Below are 18,251 nucleotides of genomic sequence, written 5' to 3'. Positions count from 1 at the left end.
TAGAAAACGTTTTTTGTTATATTATTTCTTAAAGCAAGAAATTCCTAAGAAGTATAACTTCTTAGGAATTTTTTTTTCATTGCTTATAAGTAGTCTACTGCAAGAATAGGAGTGTTCTTTTTAGCCGGTACACGAGTTTTAACACCATTATTCCCTTTAGGGAGACGTAATTTTGTAGTTCCTTGATTTGAAGAATTTGTTTGGTGTCTGTAGTTAACAGGGATACGTGTTTTCACACCGTTATTGCCTTTAGGAAGACGAAGTTTTTTAGCATTTGTTGGTGTAACTGGTGTTACAGGTTTTTCAGCTGTTCCTTCAGTCACTTCCTTGTAAATATAAGTGATTGTAACAGTATTTGAGATACGAATTTTGTGTGACTTAATTTCTTGGTCATCAATTAATTGTAGCTCATATGTTTTACCATTTGCCTGGATTGTTTTAGGAGCAGTCGGGAAATAGGCATAGTAAGCTAAATCAATATCACGTCTAACCATGTTGACTTGGATTGGAGCAATTTCCTGTCCCTTATTATCGACAAAACGGGCCTGTTGCGCGACAGTTGGCGCAAGGTCAACATCATCGTAGAAGTAGGTAACATCAATAATAGGACTTGAAGCAATCCCTTTTTTAGGTGCGCCGTAATTACTCTTATTGTTAAGCACCATGTCGTCGTATTTAGCAAAATACCATGTTTTTCCGTTTTCATCGGTAACCGTTGCTGGCGCAAAAGCAGCTGTGTCGTATTCAGTGAAAGCAGGAGTTTTAATCGTTGCGTAAAGCACATCTTTTTGAGAGCTAAATTGTGAGTAACTTGCTTCGGTTGTTCGACGGATGTGATGGATACGAACTTCTGACACACGCTCATCAACTGTTGGTGTGTTTACAACTGGACTTGATTCTTCAAGATTTATAGGAGTTGTATTTTCAACTGCTGGTGCAGGAGTACTTGCAGGTGTAGTTACCTCCTCACTAAGGATAGCAGTGCTCGCCGAGTTAACCTCAGTGGCAGTATTAGCGGTAGTAGCTGTGTTTACTGATTCGTGAGCTAGATTGACATCAACGGCTGAAGCAGGGATGTTTTCAACAACTAGGTTTTCAAAAGCCTCTGTAGTGGGAAGGTTTACTGGCAATTCTTGTTCATCTGCAAGTGCAGAAGATGATAGACCAAGTGCTAAAATTGCAGCACTAAGACCAATAGTAGCATGTAATTTCTTATTCATGTTTATTAATTCCTCCTTGATTTACACTGATTATATCATGCCCTGATAACAAATGTCAAAAAATTAGAGAATGTGTTTAGGAGGTTTTTTCTTGATAAGAAGCAACTGATAATGCTTTATAAAAAACATAACAGTAGTATTTAGTTAACATATTTATCAATATTGTTTTCTTCTTATATCCTTCTATAGAACTCATGATATCCATTTTTTTATCTAATAATATTTTTATAATCAAAAAAATTAATAAAAAGCGATGTGATAATTTTATTTAATAATTTAAGGCTATTAGGAGACTAAAATATCTAATTTAGAGTACTAAATGAATATTTTTTGTAAAATGATGCCGGTTTTGATGAGGGTGAGATTAGGTGTCATTAGCTTCTACGAGATATTATCTTACTTAGATAAAAATAAGTTTAATCCCCGAAAAAGCTTATTTTTATAAACCTCATTGTGGTAGTTTTATCGTTTTTCTTTTCATTGAATGACTTGATTGCGCTTCTGAGTTTCACATATATGAATTACTTCAAGAGTGATAGTAATTTAATGGCATCCTACCGACATACTAATTTGGACTACAAGATGTGAATCATAAATTTGAAGAAGTCCAGGTTTGGATTGATAGAAGAGCCTCTCAGACCAAGAGCAAACCATCAGTTCTCACGCTAGACTTCTTAACTGTCGGTTTTTGAAATAAAAGTAATCTAATTTGGAATAGATTTAATCTATTAGAAAATTAAGTGATATTATGGTATAATTTAATGTTGTTAAGTCTCGAAAAAATAAGGAAAATGATATGAAGTGTATGGGATTTCAGATCTTGTGTGACAATGAAAACAGTTATAAACATTTTTTGATAGTCCTATTGTATTATGACTTTTTGAGACAAGAAAAAATATCACAGCTAGAAAAGTAAGAAAATGACAGAAAAAATTTCCGTAATTATTCCCGTTTACAATGTAGAAAATCAACTCCAGACCTGTTTAGACAGTGTTTTGGGGCAGACCTATCAAAATCTTGAAATTATTCTCATCAATTATGGCTCAATAGATAATAGTGATGCCATTTGCCGTAGTTATGCTGCTAGGGATTCTCGTATCCTCTATTTTAAAAAGGATAATGGAGGGCTTTCAGATGCTCGCCATATTGGTATTCGTCAGGCTAAGGGAGCTTACGTCACCTACGTGGATGCTGAGGATTGGGTAGAGTCTACTTATCTGGAGGAACTTTATAAGACTCTGCAGGCCCACAAGGCGGATATCGCAGTGGCCAATTACAGTGTCTATAAGGAATCGGAAGATCTCTTTTATTTTTATATCAAAGATGAAGATTATTATGAGCAGGTTTATTCACCGGCTCAGATTATTGATGGTCTCTTTGAAGAAACCAATAACATTAACATCGCTCTGATTTCTGCGACAGGCAAACTCTACAAACGTTCTTTGTTTAATGACTTGCTTTTTCCAAAAGAGCATGCAGGGGAGGATGGCTTTTTCAACCTTAAAGCCTATCTCATGAGTGAGCGTACGGTATATCTCAACAAGGGACTTTATGTATATCGTGAGAGTCCAGAGATGCCATCAGCGACTTGGATGCAAGACTGGATGATGACCTTGGTTTATGCCATGGAAGAACGCTTGGCTATTGTTGCTAGTCATGGTTTCCCTCTGGAGAAATACATGGTCACCTACCGTCAGATGCTAGAGGCTTGCTTGAAAAATGTGGAGGAGCAAGGTCTCACGGATTCTGATGCCTACCGCTCCATTCAGGAGAAATTCCAGGTCTTGAGTTTAGCTCCTCAACGTTATGAGACTAAAAAGCGTGCTATTGTTCTTGCGGCTAACTATACTTATGTTGACCAAGTGCTTACGACCATCAAATCCATCGTTTTCCATCATCGCAACATTCGTTTTTACTTGATTAATGATGATTTCTCTCAAGAGTGGTTTAGAGGACTAAACCGTCATCTGGCTGCCTTTGGTAGTGAAGTGATTAACTGTCGTGTGGATAGTAGTCATATCAAGCAATACAAGACTAATAGCAACTATGCAAGCTATCTTCGCTATTTTGTAGCGGACTTTGTGTCTGAGGAACAGGCCCTTTATTTGGATAGTGACATGGTGGTTACAGGTTCTCTAGAGGACCTCTTTACCCTTGATTTGCAAGGTCGACCTTTGGCTGCCGTGCGTGATTATGCTATTCAGGTTCAGGATCGCCAAGCGATGTTTGATGCTGGCTTCATGGTGATTGATACGGCTTATTGGAAGCAGTACAACATGAGACGTCACTTTATTGACATGACTAGCGAATGGCATGATAAGGTCCCATTTGCGGAGCAGTCCATTCTAAACATGGTCTTCCGTAACAACTGGTTGCCCTTGTCTTTTGACAACAACTATGCGGTTACCAAGTCTAGTTTAGCTGGTTTCCATCTGCCAAATGGTCAAGACTATCCTAAGGTTGTGCATTATGCCTCACACCGTAAGCCTTGGTTACCATTGGCTTGCCAAGCTTATCGCGAGGTCTGGTGGTTCTATGCTCAAATGGATTGGTCAGAGGTTGCTGAAAATGCCACTTTATTGCCACTTTCAGAGGACATGATTTATCCTAAGGGCCGTCCGTTTACTTGTTTGATTTACACCAACATTTCAGAAATTCCGCATTTGACGGACCTTATCTCGGCTCTTCCTAAGGTACAGTTTAAAATTGCCTCTCGACAGCATGTGACAGATAAACTGGCCCAATTGATTACCTATCCAAATGTGACGGTTTACTCAGCCATTGCGGGCTTAAATGGGCTAGATTTGGAATTGTTGCGTACCAGTGACTTGCTTCTAGATATCAATCCAGGAAGAAAAGTAGTGGAAATTCTTGATGCCTTTAGGTTTGAAAACAAACCGATTTTAGGGTTCGAGGACCTTAAGTCAACCAAGCATAACCAACAAACCTACTCAAGAGATCGTTGGAAAGAGATGGCTGAGACCATTCGCCAAATGCGTAAGAAGAGCCTGTAATCCTTTGCTTGGATAAGTAGGCTGAACTGGCGTCTCTGTCTCGTTTCAATCGAAATAACATCATCCTGTCTATGGGCAGGAAATAGGAGTAATAGTGAAAAAAATTAGTCAATCGATAATCACCAAACGTGTCTTATGGACCCTCTTTTTCCTCTTTATTTATTGTTTGGGAAATCAATTGGTTCTACCGTTTGTGGATTTGAAAAATGCAAATATCTTTGGGGGAGCCATAGGTTCCTTGGCTTTCTCTAGTGCCATGATGGGGGGAAACCTCAGGTCCATGTCTCTATTTTCAGTGGGCTTGTCGCCCTGGATGTCGGCCATGATTCTCTGGCAGATGTTTTCTTTCTCTAAGAAAATGGGCTTGAAAAATCTTCCCATTGAGATTCAGGACCGTAGACGCATGTATTTGGCCCTAGGGATTGCCATTGTTCAATCTTTGGCAGTATCCTTGAATTTACCTATCGTTTCAGGGGTTAATGCTAGTCTCGCTATTTTCATGAATACCATTTTATTAATTGCCGGGACCTTCTTCTTGGTTTGGCTATCAGACCTCAACTCACTCTTTGGGATTGGAGGCTCCATTGTTATCTTGATGGCAAGTATGATGGCCAATCTGCCCTATCAAATCATGGATAGTATTGAAAAGCTAGGTATCGGTTGGGATGTCTTGCTTCCTCTGATTCTATTCAGTTTGGTCTTCCTCTATATTTCAGGGGTTGTGCAGAGGGCTAGATACCGTATCTCAATCAATAAAATCAATATTCATAACCGCTTTAAACAGTATTCTTACTTGGATATTATGCTGAATCCAGCCGGAGGGATGCCTTTCATGTATGCCATGTCGCTGGTTAGTATTCCGCAGTATGTTTTTATGCTGATTCAATTTATCCATCCTGAAAGCAAGTGGACCAGTGGTGCCATCAAGTCTTTGACAGTCGGTCAACCTCTTTGGTTGGTTGTTTATCTGATCATGCTCTTCGTTTTAGGGTTAGCCTTTGCCTTCGTTAATGTCTCTGGTGAGCAAATCTCTGAGCGAATGCGCAAGTCAGGTGAGTATATCTACGGTGTTTATCCAGGCCAAGAAACTAGTGCCTATATCAACCATTTGGTGCTTAGACTTGGTTTTATCGGTGCCCTTTATATGCTCTTTATGGCAGGTGCTCCAATGCTGATTATCTTGGTCAATCCGGATTATTTACAGCTTAGTATTATTCCTGGTACCTTCTTGATTTTTAGCGGTATGATTTACAATGTTAACGAGGAAATGAAAGCCTTGAAGCTTAACACTTCCTACACCCCACTTTTTGAAAATGTATAAACTCTCACCCCTCGTGGGGTTGAGAGGCAGGCTGGTGATGTGTGATCGGTCTGCCCCTCAATCTCAAGTATTGTGATGAAAAGACAATGAAGGAGAACTCATGTATTATTTTATTCCAGCTTGGTATGGACAGACGGATGAATTTTGGAAGACGGTCATTGATCCTTGGTACCGTATCCGCCAAAAAATTGAATTTGATGACAGCTTGCACCAAGTTCGTATCTTTCAGGATGAGGACTTAGCCCCTCAGCTTTTGCTTTTGGCCTACCAACCACATTTGCGTTATTTCTTGCACCGTCATGATGTCTTGGAAGTTGGCTATACAGCTATTTTTGACTTGATTCAGGGTATCACTGATGAAGATATGAAAAATCTTCAGGTGACAGATTTGGAATGGCCAGAAGGGGCTACCTTTGTTCACACACCATTTGCTATCGTGGTGCAATGCCAACACAAGCGTTATGCCGAGATTGAGTTTGGCTCAGAAGGCTTTATTGGCATGATTCGCTACTATAAGGATGAGCAAATCATTCGCGAAGACATCTACGATGACCGCGGTTTTATCTCAAGTAGTCTTTATTATGAAGGTGGACAACCAAGCTATCGAAACTATCTTAATGCCAAGGGAGTTTGGCAACTCTGTCATTTCTTTGATGGTCGTGGGATTGTAGCCAATCCTCGTACGGAAGGTCGTTTTAATAAGAGTTACTACGGTGACCTTTCAGAAGTTATCTGGGAATTTTTGACTAAATTCTTGGACGAAAAGGTAGAACCAGAGGACCGTTTTGTTATTGCCTCAGATCTACGCCATAACAAGTACCTCTTTAAACATTTGCCAGCAGCCAACACTAAGATTTTGACTTGGTTCGCAGAACGTAATCAGGACGATAGTATTGACACCTATGAAGCCTTTCTGCCGCAAGTGGACTTGTTGATTGCTGACCGTTACGATTACTTGGAGCAGCTTCAGGTTGCCTATCCAGAAGAGGCTAAGAAACTCAAACACATGGCTTCTTTCGATACCCGTTTAGCTTTGGGAACCAGTCAACGTGTCAAAGAGTCTAAAATCTTTTATCAGGTTGACTTCGATCAGTTGGATTTAGAGGCTATTTATCAAGTCTTGGCTTTTGTGGCTAAGTATCCTAAGACACAGGTTGAATTTGGAGCATTTAATGCCAATCCAGAGCAACTTGCTAGCCTGCAAAATCAAGTGGAAAAAATGATTGAAGAACGATTGAGTCCAGATGTCTTTGAAGAGGTTGTCGAAAGTAGTGGTGCAGAAAATAAATTGGAAGAAAATAATGAAATCGTCAGCCGATTTTCTTTCCAAGACCTGCGTGACGAGACTGCCCTTATCAAGGCTCTTCAGTTTACACGCCTCATTGTCGACTTGAGCAAGGAACCTAATCGTTATACACAGATTGCTGGAATTAGTGCTGGTATTCCACAAATTAACCGTGTGGCGTCTGAGTATGTGACCCACCAAGAGAATGGTTATATCTTGAAGCACTTGTCCGATTTTGAAAAAGGGGCTTACTACTATTTGGGACAGTTGAACAACTGGAACCGTTCCCTTATCTACTCAATTGAGAAAATTAAGGAAAACACAGGAGACCGTTTGGTACAAAAATGGGAAAATTGGTTGAAGGAGGAGCAGAATGACCAAGGATAATCGTCTGAAGATACTACAAGTTGGATCATCCAACTGGTCAGAAAATCAGGAAATTCCTGAAAATATGAAATGGTATTATTGCAATCTTGGTCAGCTTGAGACCTTACAAGAAACCATCGAAGAAGACGAAATCAAGGCTTTTACAGCGGTTATTGTGGACAGTCTTGCCGGTCTTGAGGAATTGATGGCTATTAAAGAGTATTTGATTCCTCACACTATTTTCTTTGATCAAACGATTGAAGTGCCAGATGAGAGTCTCCTTCAGTTTCTGAAGGAAGTTTGTGCTGTGCCAACTGATTTTTCAAATCAAGGGCAGTTGCTCTTTACCCTTTCAAAAGCGCTCTTTTCAGGGCAGTACGGGGATAAGATGTTTCCTTTCACGACCCAGGTTAACCCCAATTTTACTGGCCAAGTGACCTACCACGGTCATGAAAATGTCATTTTAAAAGGTGATTATGGTCAAGATTTTAGTCCTGTCTTGGACTGGACCTATAATGTCAGAGCCAGCAAGGAAAACCCTATCGAGCTTTGGTTGGAATTCGAAAAAGAGGAGACTTGTGAGTGTCGCTTGATTCTCAATCTTTTGCCAGAAGGTTCGGTCGCAGGTATTTTCAAGACCTATATCGTTTCAGAAGAAGAAATGCGCAAGGGGGCCATTGTCCTTGATGAGGACACGACCTTCCTCCTGTCTGCTAGTCTTGAGATGAAAGGCCAAGGTCAGATTACAATCGGTGGGCTCCACCAACGTTTGACCCGTTTCCAATTCGGGAAATTTGTACTTGGTGGTGGAATTCTCCACGATAGCAAGCGTCAGGAAATCAACTATTTCTTTTATCCTGGGGACTTCAAGCCACCTTTGTCAGTTTACTTCTCAGGTTTCCGTCCTGCCGAAGGTTTTGAAGGTTTCGGAATGATGAAGGGGATGGGAACACCATTCTTGCTCTTCTCAGACCCTCGTCTCCAAGGGGGAGCCTTCTACATGGGAACTGAAGAGCTTGAAAATAGCATCAAAGACACCATCCAACATTACTTGGACTATCTAGGATTTGACAATAGTCAGCTCATTCTCTCAGGAATGTCCATGGGAACCTTCCCATCAATGTACTATGGTGCGGACTTTGAGCCTCATGCTATCATCATGTCTAAGCCTCTAGCCAATGTTGGTACTATCGGTAATCGTGCCAGACTCTTGGCGCCAGAGGTCTTTCCAACAGGGATTGATGTCTTGCATTTGCAGACAGGCCGTTTGGATAATGAGGGTGTCGAGGCCCTTAATCAGAAGTTCTGGGATAAATTTGAAAAAGCAGACTTCTCAAATACAACTTTTGGTCTTTCCTACATGAAAGACGAGGATATGGATCCGACGGCCTACGAGGACATTACCAAGTCTCTCTATTACTCAGGGGCTAAGATTCTCAGCAAGGGAACGTCAGGTCGACACAACGATGATTCTTATACGGCGACAACTTGGTTTGTTAATTTTTACCGTATGATTTTAGAAAATGATTTTGGAAGGAAGGAGTAAGAATGTTCAGAAACAAGAAATCAGAAATCTTGTGGGGCTTAAACCACAAAGCCTACATGTATGGCTCAAAAATTGTTAAGCGCCAAGATGGTTCTGTGCAATTTTACAATCCTTTGGTGCCATCAGGAACGGAAATCCAGTCTTGGGTGGCCATCCAAAACTACCAAGCTGGTCGTACCCAACCTGCCCTCCCACTTTTGAAAAAAGGGCATAGTTATGACTTGACGGCCAATCTTGAAGCTGTCCCAACAGGCTCAGTCTTTTTGAAAGTCAGCTTTTTGGACCGTTATGACAATGAAATTAAACAGTTGATTGAAAAGAGTACCCAGATGACCTTTGTTTACCCTCACGAGGCCTATACCTACCGTATTTCCCTCTTGAGTGCTGGGGTCAAAGAGCTAGATTTCTACAACTTAAAACTGGAAGAAACAGGAGAAGAACATGTTTAAACAACTGAATCCTATTCTCCCTGTTAAGGAGATACTCAAGGAAATTAACGGCCTAGCCGATGAAATGGCTGGTTTGAGCAACCTTGAGTTGAAAAATAAAACGCAGGAATTTAAGGAGCGTTTGGCTCAAGGAGAAAGCTTGGACGACCTCCTGCCTGAAGCCTTTGCGGTTGTTCGTGAAGCGGATAAGCGCGTGTTAGGCATGTTCCCTTATGATGTTCAGGTCATGGGAGGAATTGTCATGCACCAAGGTCATATCGCTGAGATGTACACTGGTGAGGGGAAGACCTTGACGGCTACCATGCCAGTCTACCTTAATGCCTTGTCAGGTGAAGGGGCTATCCTTGTTACGACAAATGAATACTTGGCTATCCGTGACGCTGAGGAAATGGGTCAGGTCTACGAGTTCCTAGGTTTGACGATTGGTGTTCCCTGTGTGGAAGGCAGCAATGAGATGGAACCGGCAGAAAAGCGTGCCATCTATCAATCAGATATCGTTTACACGACCAATTCTAGCTTAGGTTTTGACTATTTGATTGATAACCTTGCTTCTAACCAAGACGGAAAATACATGCGTCCCTTTAACTATGCTATTGTCGATGAGGTGGATTCTGTCCTCCTTGACAGTGCACAGACACCTTTGATTATCTCTGGTGCGCCCCGTGTTCAGTCTAACTACTATGGGATGATGGATACGCTTATGACCACTTTGGTCGAGGGTGAGGACTATATCTTCAAAGAGGAAAAAGGGGAAGTCTGGTTGACTACTAAAGGGGCTAAGGCTGCTGAAAATTACCTTGGTATCGGTAACCTCTACGATGAGGAAAACAGCACCTTTGCCCGTCACCTGCTCTTTTCTCTTCGTGCCCACTTGCTCTATAAAAAGGACAAGGATTATATCATTCGTGATGGCAAGAAGGGACCCGAAGTGGTACTTCTTGATAAATCGACAGGTCGTCTCTTGGAATTGACCAAGCTCCAAGGTGGACTCCACCAAGCCATCGAAGCCAAGGAATTAGTGGCCTTGTCACAAGAAACCAGAGCCATGGCTTCGATCACTTACCAAAGTCTCTTTAAAAAATTCAAGAAAATTTCAGGGATGACTGGTACTGGTAAGGTTGCGGAAAAAGAATTTCTCGATACCTATGGCATGAAGGTCATTCAAATCCCAACCAATCGTAAGAAACAACGTATCGACTATCCAGATAAGATTTATGCGACCCTACCAGAGAAGGTCTTTGCCTCTTTAGAGTATGTTAAGCATTATCATGAAAAGGGAAATCCAATCTTGATTTTCGTTGGTTCGGTGGAAATGTCAGAGCTTTATTCTTCTTTGCTTTTGCGTGAAGGAATTGCTCATAACCTCCTAAATGCCAACAATGCGCCACGTGAGGCTGAGATGATTGCTGAGTCAGGACAAATGGGTGCCGTGACGGTTGCGACGTCAATGGCTGGACGTGGAACAGATATCAAGCTCGGAAAGGGTGTGGCTGAACTCGGTGGTTTGGTCGTTATCGGTACCGAACGTATGGAAAGTCAGCGTATTGACCTGCAAATCCGTGGCCGTTCTGGACGTCAGGGTGACCCTGGTATGTCTAAATTCTTCGTCTCCCTTGAAGATGACGTGATTAAAAAATACGGTCCATCTTGGGTTCACCGTACTTACAAAGAATACGCCATTAGTGATCACATCGATCCTAAGGAATTGACAGGTCGTAAGTATCGTAAATTGGTTGAAAAAGCCCAAGAAGCTAGTGAAAGTTCCGGTCGTACCTCACGTCGTCAGACCCTTGAGTTCGCAGAAAGTATGAACATCCAACGTGAGATGATCTACGCACAACGTGACCGCCTCATCTATCACAATCAAGGTTTGGACACTGTTATCGACGAGGTTCTTGATGACTTTATCGACCAGGCTATGGCTGAGGAAGATTTCTCAAAAGCGGAAAATCTTTACCACTTTATCTTGCGTAATATCAGCTTCCGCATCAATGAAATCCCTAAGGATCTGGACCTCAACAATCGTGAGGAAGTCTTGGAACTCATCTACCAGTTTGCCTATCGTGAACTTGATGCTAAAAAGCAGGAGTTGAAAACTAAGGAACTTAACGAGTATTTCCAACGCCTATCCATGCTTAAGGCTGTGGATGACAACTGGGTGGAGCAGGTAGACTATCTGCAACAACTTCAGATGGCCATTGGTAGCCAACAACTCAGTCAAAAGAACCCGATTGTCGAATATTACCAAGAGGCTTACAAGGGCTTTGAAGCCATGAAACGTCAAATCAGAAAGGATATGGTTCGTAATCTTCTCCTTAGTCAGGTGCAAGTCACTAAAAAAGGAGATATCATCAGCCATTTCCCATAAAATAAGGAAATTATGACAGTATATAACATTAATTTAGGCATAGGTTGGGCCAGCAGTGGTGTCGAATATGCTCAGGCCTATCGTGCTAAGATTTTCAGGGAAATGGGGCAAGAAGCAAAATTTGTTTTTATGGACCTCATCCTTGGGGATAATATCGAGCATATGACTAGCAAGATTGGTTTTTCAGACGATGAAATCATCTGGCTCCATAACTATTTTACAGATATCAAGATTGCGCCATCGACCATTAGCCTAGCGGAAATCGAGACCATCTTACCTGCCAATCCTGAGCGCAAGGAAGTTGCTGGTCGTCTCATTCGTTACCATTATCCACAGGATGATATGGTAGTAGCATGTAACCTTCGTGTGATGGACGAAGATGCAGTGGAAACAGTCAGCTACTTTGTCAATGACAAGCTCTTGCGCAAGGATTTTTACTCTTACACCCGTTACTGCAGTGAGTATTTTGCGCCTAAGGACAATCAAGCCAAGGTTTACCAACGTCGTTTTTATAACGAAGATGGGTCTACAGCCTATGACATGATTGTCGGAGACAATAATCAGGATATCTATCGTTTTCCTGATCAGGTTCTTTATGGTAAGCAAGAATTCCTTCGCTATTTCTTCAAACGTCTAGCCCTAACCAAGGATGATGTGGTCATCTTGGACCGTGAAACAGGTATTGGCCAGTTGGTCTTTGAAGAAGCGCAAGCTGCTCGCCTAGGCGTCGTTGTTCACGCTGAGCATTTTAGTGTCAATCAAACTGATGACAACTACTTTCTCTGGAATAACTATTACGAGTACCAGTTTACCAATGCGGACAAGGTTGATTTCTTCATCGTGGCAACTGATCGTCAGAAGGAAATTCTGCAGGAACAGTTCCGTCGCTACACCAACCATGATCCAAAGATTTACACTATTCCAGTGGGAAGTCTACCTGAATTGGTCGGGCAGGACAAACCACGTAAGCCATTCTCAATGATTACGGCCTCACGATTGGCTCAGGAAAAACACATTGACTGGTTGGTTCGTGCGGTTATCGAGGTTCATAAGACTCTGCCAGATATCACTTTTGATATCTACGGTAGTGGTAGTATGGATGCCAAGTTGCGTGAGATTATTGTCGAAGCACAAGCTGGCGACTATATCCGACTCATGGGCCACGCTGACTTGACTGACATTTATAGCCAGTACGAGGTCTACCTAACAGCTTCAACCAGTGAAGGTTTTGGCCTTACTCTCATGGAGGCGGTTGGTTCAGGTCTTCCGATGATTGGATTTGATGTGCCTTATGGAAATCAAACCTTTATCGAAGACGGGGGCAACGGTTATCTCCTCCCTGTCGCTGAAAATCATGTTGTGGATGTCATCACCAAGTCCTATAAGGATGCCATTGTCCGTCTCTATGAAAAAGGCACTATCGAAGTCATGCGTCAAAAATCTTATGACCTTGCCAAAGGCTTCTTGACCAGTCAAGTCAAGGCAGCTTGGAAACAGTTACTTGAGGAGGTACGCTCATGATATTCTTATGTGATTACTACAATCAAGCCAGTAAGGATCTAGCTTACTCACTTCAGGTAGCAGGCTATGATGCCACAACAGTTGTCATCAATCCAGATGGTTTTCTCCCTCAAGGCTCTCTCTCTCCTTTCACCTATTATGTGGAAGCAGAAGAGGAAAATGGCAAACCACGCTTTTTCAACCAAGTTCCTGTGCCAGCCTTTTGGGAAATTTCAGGGAACAATCAGATGGCGCGTGTGTCTAATCTTACCGAAGAACGTGCCCGCATCACCTACCCAGAAGGTAGCAAGGCTCGTATCGTTAAAAGTGTCGAATGGTTAGACAAGTCAGGAAAGATTCGCCAAGTGGACCACTATAACAAATATGGATTCTGCTTTGCCAAAACCACTCATGATGAGAACGGTCAGGCAGTCTTTACCAGCTACCAAACCAAAGAAGGTGACGAACGTATCTTGGAAAATCATCTTACCAGTGATATTCTCTTGACTATACCAGGACAAGCCCTTCGTCGTTTCGCCAACCGTACCGAATTTGTTAAAGCCTTCCTAGCTCAGGTCTTTGGTGATATCGATCACATTATCTTTAATAGCTTGGCAACACCTTTCGTCGTCTCATGGACTATGCAAAATAAGGGTGCCACTGATGTCCTTGTCTGGCAAGAGCCACTGGGTGATATCCTACCAGGCAATATGAATGGTATCTTAGAGGATAATTCAGCCAGAGCCAATGCCATCATCATTCCTGATAAGGTGACCTATGAAAAAGCCTTAACGCTAGTGCCTGAGGATAAAAAACATAAGGTCTTTTCACTTGGCTATGCCTATGATTTCAAGGAAAATCATGGCAAACCTCGTAATGCCTTTATTGCAACCAATTCAGACCAAATTGAGCGTTTAGAAGCCTTGGTTGAGTCACTCCCTGATGTGACCTTCCAGATTGCGGCAGTCACTGAGATGTCCCCAAGATTGCTCTCGATGATGCGTTATTCAAACGTTGTGCTCCATCCAAACGCTAGTCACAAGCAGTTGGACAAGCTCTATCAAGAGTCTGACCTCTACTTGGATATCAATCATCATAATGAATTGTACAAGGCGACGCGAACTGCCTTTGAACACCAATTATTGATTTTGGCCTTTTCAGAAACAGCTCATGGACCTGTCTATACAGCACCAGAGCATATCTATGCCAGTCAGAACTATCCAGCTATGGTTGCCAAGATTAAGCAGGTCCTAAGCGACAATCAAGCCATGCAAGAGGCCATGCAAGCTCAAAAAGCTCAAGCCAATACTCTGACTGCTTCTGAGTTGGCCGACCGCTTACAATCACTTTTAGGAGGAAATCATGTCTAAAAAAGATTTATTCTACGGTGACGTTGAAGGCCGTATGGAAGAACTCAAGCAAAAGCCTATCACAAAAGAAAAAGAAACCAGAGGAGAGAAGATCAACAAGAGTTTTTCAATCATGCTCGGACTTGTTATTATCATCGGTTTAATCTTCACCCTTATTGGTTTGTTGAGGTAGTCTTATGATGTTAGTATTTATGGTTCTAGCAGTGATTCTTTCGGTTGCCCTTATCGTCTTAGTGACCATCCAACCGCGTCAAACGCAGATTTTCTCAACGGATGCCACTAGTAATATCGGTAAACCAAGTTATTGGGCTAGCCAACCGATTCGAAAAATGTTGACCTTGGCTATCAGCATAGCCCTCTTTATCCTCTTACTTATTTTTATGATTGTTTCTTATAAGTAGAGGACTTCCTATCATATAATAGAAAGAAGTATGTCATGCGCGTACATTTTACAAATTTATTTGGCCAGTCCTCACGCAGTGTGGCCTTGATTGCCCAAAATGATACCATGAAGATTGCCAGAGAGCTCGGTGCTAATGAACTAGGAATTTATTTCTATGATAGTAGTCAAGAGCCAGATGGAGAGCTTAATTCCCGCTTTGATGGGATTGTAGCAGGACTAAGTGTTGGAGACATTGTTTTCTTCCAGTCTCCATCATGGAATGGTAGTGAGTGGGACAGCCGATTGCTCCGTAAATTCAAAGCTGTTAATGCTAAGACCGTTATGTTTATCCACGACGTCCCACCTCTCATGTTTGATAGTAACTACTATCTCATGTCTTCTTATATTGACATGTACAATCTCTGTGATGTCGTCGTTGTTCCATCTGAAAAGATGCGTGATCGACTAATTGAGGAAGGGCTAACAGTTGAGAAGATTATCATCCAAAAACTTTGGGACTTACCTCATAGTCTGGACTTGCACCAGCCTGCTTTCCAAAAGAAAATGATTTTTGCCGGAAACCCAACACGTTTCCCACATATCTTAGACTGGAAACAAACTACCCCTCTCCACGTCTACGCAGATAAACAAGAGGATAAGGATTATTCCAAAGTCCACCTCGAAGGCTGGCGAAATAAACATGAGCTTTTGCTAGAACTATCTAAGGGAGGATTTGGTCTGGTCTGGGGAAATTCGGAAAAACCAGAGGACGAGCTTGACTACTATAAGATGAATATCTCTTATAAACTCTCCACTTACTTAGCCGCAGGTCTCCCAGTTATTGTACCTGACTACCTCTCAAATGCAGACTATGTCAAAGAACATGGTCTAGGCTTCGTTGTTTCAAGTCTGGAAGAAGCAGACCGTTGCATTCAAGAATGTACCGAAGAGCAGTATGCACAGATGGTAGCTAACGCTCGCCACACAGCCTACCTCATCAGTAACGGTTACTTCACAAAGAAACTTTTCATCGATGCTATCATGGCGTTGAGTTAATGCGGAGCATAATTTTGATCAAGGAATTGAACTAATGGAAAACGAGGAGTACAGTGAACAAATTATCGTTCGTGTTTTAGACCAGAAAAACAATTGAATATTCTTTTATTTGAGATGAGTTTTTAGGGAATTACTACCATTTATCAAAACTATCAGCTAAATCGTAATTAGGCAGTAGCATTTTGAAGCTACTGTCTTTTTATTTTGAATAATATATAATAATTCTGAATATTCCCAAGAACTAATTGTGTTGAGTTTTATTAAAAAAAATATCAATTAAAGGATATCGTTACATTAAAATGTCAAAATTCAGTTGGTTTTACAGATGCAAATATCGACGTAGATGAGTAAAAGATGGGTGTTTTTAAAGTTATCTTCCCATAATATTGACTTCTATTTAATAATTGAAGATTGATCTAAAAATAGTCATTGTTTTATTTTGTAAACTCTCTAAATGCTTTTTACTATAGAGTTAATTTATATTTGTATTTTTATTTGTAAGGATACTTATATTTTTTACAGCCTCAAAGTATAGGCTAATTTTACTCAGGAAATTTAAGTTAAATCGGAAGAGGTTAAAGAAAAACTAAAAGGTTAAAACTAAAATGCTAAAATGTTGCTACAATTTTAACAATATGATATATTTGATGTTAGGGAAATTCAATTTATATTATTTTTAGAAGTGACAAGAGTAATCAAAATCTAATGATTTCTTGTCTAGGAGGATATATGGGTAAAGATATCTTTAGTAAGAAGAGTCGTTTCTCGATTCGTAAATTGAATATCGGAGTCTGCTCGGTCTTGCTTGGTACTTTGATCATGATTGGTCACACAGCTCAAGCGGATGAAACGACATCTGATGGAGCAACAGTTGCAGCCACAGCTGTCAGTGCAAGTCAAGGTGACGGAGCCTCAACCACAACTCCGCCAATCACAGCACCAGAAAGCGCCTCAACTACTACGGTAGCACCAGCAGCTACTGAAGCGGTTCCAACGTCATCAGTGGCGCCTACAACAACGGTTGATTCAGGTGTAGGTGTAAGTTCAGAAGCACCTGTTGCGACAAGTACAACAAGTTCAGCACCAGCATCGTCAGAAGCTTCATCAACAAGTCCAGTAGCTTCGTCAGAAGCTACAACCTCAACGAGTGCAAAACCAACAGCTGCCTCAGAGGTATCTAATTCAGTTACAGCATCGACAGCAACAACTACAGCAAGTTCAGAGAGTGCTACAGAAACTACAACAACTGTGTTAGAAACTGTAGCTACACCTCGTGTACGTAGACGTCGTTCTACTGAAGGAACAACACGTTCAGTGGATGAAACTAACCTGCAAAGAGCGGTAGTTACTAAAGAAAACTTTGAAAGTTTCTTCCAAGAAGGTGGAACTGCTACATATGATAAATCAACAGGTACCATTAAGTTGACAGATGACGTTTCAGGTCAAGTTGGTAGTGCTTACCTTCGTTTTAAAATCGACTCTGGAGAACCCTTCACCTTCACTGGTAAAGTTGATATCGGTAATAAATATGAAGGCAAAACTGATGCAGATGGTCGCCCAGGTGGTGATGGAGTCGGTTTCGTCTTCCATACAGGTAAGGTAGATACTATTGGTCAATCAGGTGCGTCTATTGGTATGGGAACTATCAAAAATGCCTTTGGTTTCAAACTGGACTCATGGCATAACACCTCTAATCCAAATGCGAACCAAAATGCATCAGCCGATCCAAAATATGGAAACGGACGTAAAGTAAATGGAAAGTTTGTGTGGGAGCAAAACGCCTTCGGTTCATTCTACTCATCAAATGCTGCCGGTAAGGTAACGACAAGTAGCACAGCAGCTGCTGCTCTAGATCCAAAACCTAATGGCGAATGGGTAGACTTTAAAATTGTATACGATAAAGATAAAAACTTTACAGTAACTTATGGCTCACAAACTTGGACAACAAACTTAAAAAACGCTAACACTAGCATCATGACAGCTGAGGCTAAGCGTGCCTTGACTAATGGTAATCCAACATTTGCCCTTTCATTCCTAGGAAGTACAGGTTCTGGTACAAACTTGCAACGTGTTCAGATTGAAAGATTTGAATTTACAGCACCACAAATCGTTCACATGAAATTTGTTGATGTGAATGGCAATGAAATCGAAGCAAGTAGTGCGATTCCAGGTGACGAAAATGAGGTTGTTAACCTTAGCACCCAGGACAAAAAGATTGCTGCAGTCGAAGCTAAAGGTTATAAATTAAAGAAAATCGACCATAGCAAAGCACCTTCCTACAATGAAGACAACAACACAGTTACCCTATCTCCAGGCGGACAGTTGTTGACTTATGTATTTGAAGAAAAAGATACAACACCTCCAGACGCCCCAG

The 18,251-nt window shown here is 41.5% G+C and carries 13 protein-coding genes; 12 read left to right on the top strand and 1 reads right to left on the bottom strand.

The window, feature by feature from the left end; translation table 11 throughout:
- Positions 1 to 83: 83 nt before the first annotated feature.
- A complete protein-coding gene (locus tag O3670_RS10975) occupies positions 84 to 1,226 on the bottom strand; it encodes a hypothetical protein (RefSeq protein ID WP_050989610.1) in 1,143 nt (380 codons plus the stop codon).
- A gap of 914 nt (positions 1,227 to 2,140) precedes the next feature.
- Between O3670_RS10975 and O3670_RS09060 the strand changes: the two genes are divergently transcribed.
- From O3670_RS09060 to O3670_RS09005, 12 genes are all read left to right on the top strand, one after another.
- Positions 2,141 to 4,234, top strand: coding sequence for a glycosyltransferase (locus O3670_RS09060; RefSeq protein WP_037601928.1), 2,094 nt, complete (start codon positions 2,141 to 2,143; stop codon positions 4,232 to 4,234).
- A gap of 94 nt (positions 4,235 to 4,328) precedes the next feature.
- A complete protein-coding gene (gene secY2, locus O3670_RS09055; protein WP_371596050.1) occupies positions 4,329 to 5,555 on the top strand; it encodes an accessory Sec system protein translocase subunit SecY2 in 1,227 nt (408 codons plus the stop codon).
- A 100-nt stretch (positions 5,556 to 5,655) separates the two neighbouring features.
- Positions 5,656 to 7,227, top strand: a complete 1,572-nt coding sequence (gene asp1 / locus O3670_RS09050; RefSeq protein WP_371596049.1) for an accessory Sec system protein Asp1 — start codon at positions 5,656 to 5,658, stop codon at positions 7,225 to 7,227.
- On the top strand, positions 7,214 to 8,752 hold the full coding sequence (asp2, locus tag O3670_RS09045; protein ID WP_195950869.1) for an accessory Sec system protein Asp2: 1,539 nt from the start codon (positions 7,214 to 7,216) through the stop codon (positions 8,750 to 8,752). The genes asp1 and asp2 overlap by 14 nt, the downstream gene beginning before the upstream one ends.
- Before the next feature lie 2 nt (positions 8,753 to 8,754).
- Positions 8,755 to 9,201, top strand: a complete 447-nt coding sequence (gene asp3 / locus O3670_RS09040; RefSeq protein ID WP_014634783.1) for an accessory Sec system protein Asp3 — start codon at positions 8,755 to 8,757, stop codon at positions 9,199 to 9,201.
- Entirely contained in the window at positions 9,194 to 11,569 is a 2,376-nt protein-coding gene (gene secA2, locus O3670_RS09035; protein WP_037601934.1) for an accessory Sec system translocase SecA2, read from the top strand. The genes asp3 and secA2 overlap by 8 nt, the downstream gene beginning before the upstream one ends.
- Before the next feature lie 12 nt (positions 11,570 to 11,581).
- Positions 11,582 to 13,090 carry an accessory Sec system glycosyltransferase GtfA gene (gene gtfA / locus O3670_RS09030; RefSeq protein ID WP_371596048.1) on the top strand — a complete coding sequence of 503 codons (1,509 nt, stop codon included), beginning with the start codon at positions 11,582 to 11,584 and terminating at the stop codon, positions 13,088 to 13,090.
- The gene (gtfB, locus tag O3670_RS09025; RefSeq protein WP_037601938.1) at positions 13,087 to 14,439 is read left to right on the top strand and encodes an accessory Sec system glycosylation chaperone GtfB; all 1,353 of its coding nucleotides are present in this window, start codon (positions 13,087 to 13,089) and stop codon (positions 14,437 to 14,439) included. Before gtfA ends, gtfB begins: the two co-directional genes overlap by 4 nt.
- Positions 14,432 to 14,611 (top strand): accessory Sec system protein Asp4, encoded by a 180-nt coding sequence (asp4, locus tag O3670_RS09020; RefSeq protein ID WP_002883547.1) that lies wholly within the window; start codon positions 14,432 to 14,434, stop codon positions 14,609 to 14,611. The genes gtfB and asp4 overlap by 8 nt, the downstream gene beginning before the upstream one ends.
- A 4-nt stretch (positions 14,612 to 14,615) precedes the next feature.
- Positions 14,616 to 14,840 (top strand): accessory Sec system protein Asp5, encoded by a 225-nt coding sequence (asp5, locus tag O3670_RS09015; protein ID WP_002883546.1) that lies wholly within the window; start codon positions 14,616 to 14,618, stop codon positions 14,838 to 14,840.
- Between the two features lie 35 nt (positions 14,841 to 14,875).
- Positions 14,876 to 15,877, top strand: a complete 1,002-nt coding sequence (locus tag O3670_RS09010; RefSeq protein ID WP_037601940.1) for a sugar transferase — start codon at positions 14,876 to 14,878, stop codon at positions 15,875 to 15,877.
- Between the two features lie 729 nt (positions 15,878 to 16,606).
- Positions 16,607 to 18,251 (top strand): lectin-like domain-containing protein (locus O3670_RS09005; protein WP_371596047.1); only part of this gene is annotated, 1,645 nt, incomplete at its 3' end.

The organism is Streptococcus sp. 27098_8_74, assembly GCF_041431705.1.
Classification (GTDB): domain Bacteria; phylum Bacillota; class Bacilli; order Lactobacillales; family Streptococcaceae; genus Streptococcus; species Streptococcus salivarius_E.
This window is presented reverse-complemented; position numbering and strand designations above follow the sequence as displayed.